This is a genomic window from Novacetimonas pomaceti (genome assembly GCF_003207955.1).
In the GTDB taxonomy this organism is placed as follows: Bacteria; Pseudomonadota; Alphaproteobacteria; order Acetobacterales; family Acetobacteraceae; genus Novacetimonas; species Novacetimonas pomaceti.
The window spans coordinates 1-560 of record NZ_NOXG01000128.1 but is presented as its reverse complement, the minus strand read 5'-3'; the positions used below and the strand labels follow the sequence as shown (position 1 = coordinate 560).

Below are 560 nucleotides of genomic sequence, written 5' to 3'. Positions count from 1 at the left end.
CCACCACCGGCCCGCAGCGGCACATTGGTCCCGGAGCCACAGCCGCCCCAACCGGGTGCGGATCAGGTGGACGGGGCTGACCCCGCCCTTGCCAATCCCATCAATAAACCGGTGACAGGGGCGTCAACGCTCGACGAGGTGGTCGGCGGCGAAGCGCCGCCCTCTCTTGAGGCCCTTGAGAACACCCGCCCCAATGACGAGCATGGCGATGACCTGAAACCCGGTCGAAGCACCCAGCTTCGGGAAGCCGCGCATATTTACGGCGCGCAGGGTGGTCTGGCAGCCCGGGCATTCGCCATCAACGAGATGCTGCGGCGCCATGAGGAGACACTCGACGCCACTTATGATTTCAGGTCGATCGTACTTCCGATCGGGAGTGGCCAGACCCTCATGCAGCCCCCGATCGTCACCGAGGCGCAGATGGCCTTTGCACTCAATGACACCGGTCAGGTGGCGCACGAGACAGAATGTGTTTTCGAGATCACCCGGGAGGCACAACTGACATCCGCGCCCCCGGACTGGCGCACGTATCTCGTCCGGACATGGGGCAAACCGCATCA

Annotated in this window: 1 protein-coding gene; it reads left to right on the top strand. The window is 64.1% G+C overall.

Translation table 11 applies throughout. The annotated features are described in order from the left end of the window. Window positions 1-560 (top strand): type IV secretory system conjugative DNA transfer family protein (locus tag CFR71_RS16005; RefSeq protein WP_165832147.1); only part of this gene is annotated, 560 nt, incomplete at both ends.